This is a genomic window from Mesorhizobium sp. M4A.F.Ca.ET.090.04.2.1, from assembly GCF_003999085.1.
In the GTDB taxonomy this organism is placed as follows: domain Bacteria; phylum Pseudomonadota; class Alphaproteobacteria; order Rhizobiales; family Rhizobiaceae; genus Mesorhizobium.
In genome coordinates, this window is the sequence record NZ_RZOT01000511.1 from 1 (window position 1) to 4,516 (window position 4,516).

Annotated in this window: 4 protein-coding genes; 3 read left to right on the top strand and 1 reads right to left on the bottom strand. The window is 63.9% G+C overall.

Annotation, left to right across the window (positions count from 1 at the left end):
* The 3 genes from EN781_RS26885 to EN781_RS26895 all read left to right on the top strand — a co-directional run.
* On the top strand, positions 1-453 hold a 453-nt coding region (locus EN781_RS26885; RefSeq protein ID WP_145965639.1), incomplete at its 5' end, for a type II secretion system F family protein.
* A 136-nt stretch (positions 454-589) separates the two neighbouring features.
* On the top strand, positions 590-1,066 hold the full coding sequence (locus EN781_RS26890; RefSeq protein WP_126054275.1) for a tetratricopeptide repeat protein: 477 nt from the start codon (positions 590-592) through the stop codon (positions 1,064-1,066).
* A 401-nt stretch (positions 1,067-1,467) separates the two neighbouring features.
* Complete coding sequence (locus EN781_RS26895) at positions 1,468-2,640, top strand: diguanylate cyclase (protein WP_126054276.1); 1,173 nt, start codon at positions 1,468-1,470, stop codon at positions 2,638-2,640.
* Between the two features lie 13 nt (positions 2,641-2,653).
* On the opposite strand, the gene gcvP is transcribed toward EN781_RS26895, so the two are convergent.
* Positions 2,654-4,516, bottom strand: a 1,863-nt coding sequence (gene gcvP / locus EN781_RS26900) for an aminomethyl-transferring glycine dehydrogenase (RefSeq protein ID WP_245492664.1), incomplete at its 5' end; no start/stop codon positions are given.

Consider the following 4,516-nt stretch of genomic DNA (forward strand, 5'->3'; position numbering starts at 1 on the left):
CGCGAATACCGCAACGGCTTTCCCGACTTCATGGACCTGATGATCGTCTGCTCCGACGCCGGCATGAGCATGGAGGCCGGCATCGAGCGCGTCTCCAAGGAGCTCGCCAAGACCTATCCTTCGCTCAGCATGAACCTGCAGCTGGTATCGCTGGAGCTCAGGGCCGGGCGCAGCCTCGACGATGCGCTCAAGGCGCTCGCCGATCGTCTCAGCCTCGATGAGGTGCGCTCCTTCGCGACGCTGCTGCAGCAGTCCAAGGAACTGGGCACCAGCCTGTCGGGGGCGTTGCGCGTCTTTTCCGACGAGATGCGGCACAAGCGCATGTCGCTGGCCGAGGAGAAGGCGCATGCCCTGCCAGCCAAGATGTCGGTGCCGGTGACGGTATGCATCCTGCCGGTGGTGCTGATGATCGCCATCATCCCGATCATCGTAAAGATGACGACCGCGCACTGAACCCACGGCAACGCTGGTTAACGCATCCTTTGCGCGCAACCGAAATTTAGGGGCATTTCAGCACCGAAGCTTAATCGCTGCTGTGTACAGTGCTCCCTGAAGAACGACCCGGCAAATCGGGCGATGGGGCAGGGGCATGCGTCACAGACATCCCGCGGCAATGGCCGCATTGGCAGCCGTCTTGATGATCACCGGTTGCACGACCAGCAGTAACAGCGTCGACACGACCAAGACCACCGCGATCCAGCCAGCGTCCAAGGATGTCAGCGCTTCCGACCTGGCGGAGGGCAAGGCGCAGTTCCGCGAGGCGAATTACGGCCTTGCCGAAAAGCATTTCCGCAAGGCCGTCGAGCTCAAGGCCGACAATGCCGAAGCCTGGATGGGGCTGGCCGCTTCCTATGACGAGCTCGGCCGTTTCGACTTCGCCGACCGCGCCTATGACCAGCTCTTGAAGGTCGCCGGCCGCAAGCCGCAGATCGTCAACAACATGGGATATTCGCAACTGCTGCGCGGCAACAGGACGAAGGCAAGGGTTTTGCTGCTCGAGGCCAAGGCCCACATGGCCGATCCGACCGTGGTCGACGCCAACCTCGCGCTGCTGAACAAGAGCTAGAGGGCTTTCGCGCCTAGACTGAATCGTTCCGCCCGAATCGACTTAGTCGCTGCGAGACGAGACAATTTCAACCGGCACTATTTCCTGTTTGTCGATTTGCAAAAGACAATTCGACGGATGCGGCTTCCTGCTGGCGGACGCCGCTTTGTCAGCCGCATGCGCGATGCACAACATCGGGCATGCGGCCTCTTTCGCACGGGTCGCGTCGCGATCGTCGACAGAACTGTTTCAATATAAACCAGAACGTCTCTAGTCTTCGCGCGTGCCCTTCATAGTAGTGGACGCTTTGTAAACCTTGTCCGAAGGTTGCGTCGAAAGGTTAGCTGAAAACGGTGTCGGCGGGCCGTCGTTAACCTAGAATGGGGATGCAACCGACGTCTCCCAAGAGGCTGCGCTCAAGAATGTTGGATTTTAGTTCGCTCCTGCTCGCGGCGGCGCTGTCGGGCTCGTGCCTCAGCATCACGCTGTTTGCGATCTGGTTCACCGCGCCGCGGGCGCACTTCGTGCTGACGGTGGCGTGCGGCATGCTCGTGCTTGTCGCGCATGTCGTGCTGTTCTGGCAGTACACAAAGGAGCCCGGCCCTTTGCTGTGCCAGGCTACCCTTGCGCTGCTCAACCTGGGTTTTTTGGTGATCTGCCTGTCGTCCATGCAGTATCTCAGCGTGCCCGGCTACAAGCGCGTGATTGTGCCGACCCTGCTAGCAATGACCGTTTGCGCCGCCGTCACCTATTTCGGTTTTGACGGTATCGGCTTCATCCTCACCTATGCGACTGTCACGGCGTTGCTCGTCGTGATCGGTGTGATGTTTTGGATCAAGGGCGGCGGTCATGATCGCCGGATCCTGCTGGTCGTCTCATTCCTCAGCGGCACCTGTGCGGTGTCCTTCGCACTGTGTGGGTTGGTGCTGGCGATCCGTGGACAGTGGGTGCTTGGCTTGGCACCCAACAATTGGGCCGAACGGCTGAATTCCGTCGTTGCGGTCGCCTGCATGACCGGTCTCGGCGCGCTGACGCTTTCGCTGCACCACTTGCAGGCGCAGATCGAATTGAAGGCCGAGACCCTGACCGATCCACTGACGGGGCTGATGAACCGGCGGGCGCTGAACTCGCTCTATGGCGAGCGCGCCTTCGGACCGTTCATGGCGGTGGTGATGTTCGACCTCGACCATTTCAAGAGGACGAACGACCTGTTCGGCCATCCGGTCGGCGACAAGGTTCTGTGCCGCTTCGCCGCGATCATCAGGAAGTACGGCAGGAGCGGCGTCGACGCCTTCCGCCTTGGCGGCGAGGAATTCGCGCTGGTCATGTCGCGCATGACCGAAGACAAGGCCTTCGATCTTGCCAGCAAGATCGGCGTCGCCTTCGGCGCCGAGGTGGTGCCAACCCCGCGCGGCCCGCTGCGCAGCACTGTCAGCGGCGGCATCGGCTTCGGCAAGGCCGAAGGCAGCAGCCTCGACGATGTGCTGGCCGAGGCGGACAAGGCACTCTACGCGGCCAAGCATGCCGGACGGAACTGCGTTCTTGTCCTGGACAAGGTGAGCAAGGCCGACGGGCCGGCCTTGCGTTCCGCTTGATCGCTACCGAGCGCTACTCGGCAGCGCCCAGATATTCCGACAGCGGCGGGCAGGAGCAGACGAGGTTGCGATCGCCGGCGACATTGTCGATGCGCGACACCGGCGGCCAATATTTGGCCGACGTGTCGGCATCGCCTGCGGGATAGGCCGCTTCCAGACGCGAATAGGGATGCGTCCAGCTGCCGGCCAGCGCTTCCGCCGCGGTGTGCGGCGCGTTGACAAGCGGGTTATCGTTGAGCGGCCACTCGCCCTTCGCCACCTTGGCCGCCTCGCCGGCGATGGCAATCATCGCCTCGCAGAAACGGTCGAGCTCGCGCTTGGGCTCGGACTCGGTCGGCTCGACCATCAGCGTGCCGGCGACCGGGAACGACATGGTCGGCGCATGGAAGCCATAGTCGATCAGCCGCTTGGCAATATCGTCGACGCTGATGCCGGCGCTCTCCTTGAGCACGCGCGTGTCGAGGATGCATTCATGCGCGATGCGATCGTGCCTGCCCTTGTAGAGGAGCGGGAAATGCGGCGCGAGCCGTGTCGCCACATAGTTGGCCGAGATGATGGCCGTCTCCGTGGCCTGCTTGAGGCCAGAGGCGCCCATCATGCGGATGTACATCCAGGTGATCGGCAGGATGGATGCGCTGCCGAACGGCGCTGCCGACACGGCATGCGCCGACCCTTCCGTGACATGGCCCGGCAGATAGGGCTTCAGATGCGCCTTGACGCCGATCGGGCCGACACCCGGACCGCCGCCGCCATGCGGAATGCAGAAGGTCTTGTGCAGGTTCATGTGGCAGACGTCGGCGCCGATGTCGCCTGGTCGGGCGAGGCCGACCAGGGCGTTGAGGTTGGCGCCGTCGAAATAGACCTGGCCGCCATGCTCATGGATGAGCGCGCAGAGGTGGCGCGCGCCTTCCTCGTAGACGCCATGCGTCGAGGGGTAGGTGAACATCAGCGCCGCGAGATTCTTGGAATGCTCGTTGGCCTTGGCCCTCATGTCGTCCATGTCGATATTGCCGTCCTCGGAACAGCGCACGACGACGACACTCATTCCCGCCATCGCTGCGCTCGCGGGATTGGTGCCATGCGCGGAGGACGGGATCAGGCAGACGGTGCGATGACCCTCGCCGCGCGAGCGGTGGTAGGCGCGGATGGCGAGCAGGCCGGCATATTCGCCCTGGCTGCCGGCATTGGGCTGCAGGCTGACCGCATCGAAGCCGGTGATTTCCGACAGCCAGCCTTCCAGCTCGCCGACCATGGCGCGATAGCCGGCTGAATGGCTGGCCGGCGCGAAGGGATGCAGGTTGGCGACGCTCGGCCAGCTCACCGGCATCATCTCGGCGGCGGCGTTGAGCTTCATGGTGCAGGATCCCAGCGGGATCATGGCGCGGTCGAGCGCCAGGTCCTTGTCGGCCAGCCGGCGCAGGAAGCGCATCATGTCCGTCTCGGAATGGTTCTCGTGGAAGACCGGCTGGGTCAGGAATTCCTTGCCGCGCGGTTTTCCAGGCACGGTTTGGTCGGCCGCCGCGGGGGCCTTGGCGCTGAAGAGGCCGGCGATCGCCTCGAGGTCGGACTCGGTCGAGGTTTCGTCGAAGGCGACGCCGATATGGTCGGCGTCGATGACGCGCACGAGCCGGCCGGTCTTCTCGGCGGCGGCGGCGATCGCCTTGGCCTTGCCCCGCACTTCGACCATTACCGTGTCGAAACGGCTGGCGCCGAGCACGGCAACGCCCGATGCCGTGAGGCCGGCGGCCAGGCGCCCGGCGAGCCCGTGGATGCGCTCGGCGATCGCCGCCGCCGCCGAGAAGACCGGCCGGCTCGTGCGCGTCATCGACGCCGACCATATCGGCGTCGCCTTCGACGAAACCTCGACCGAGTCCGA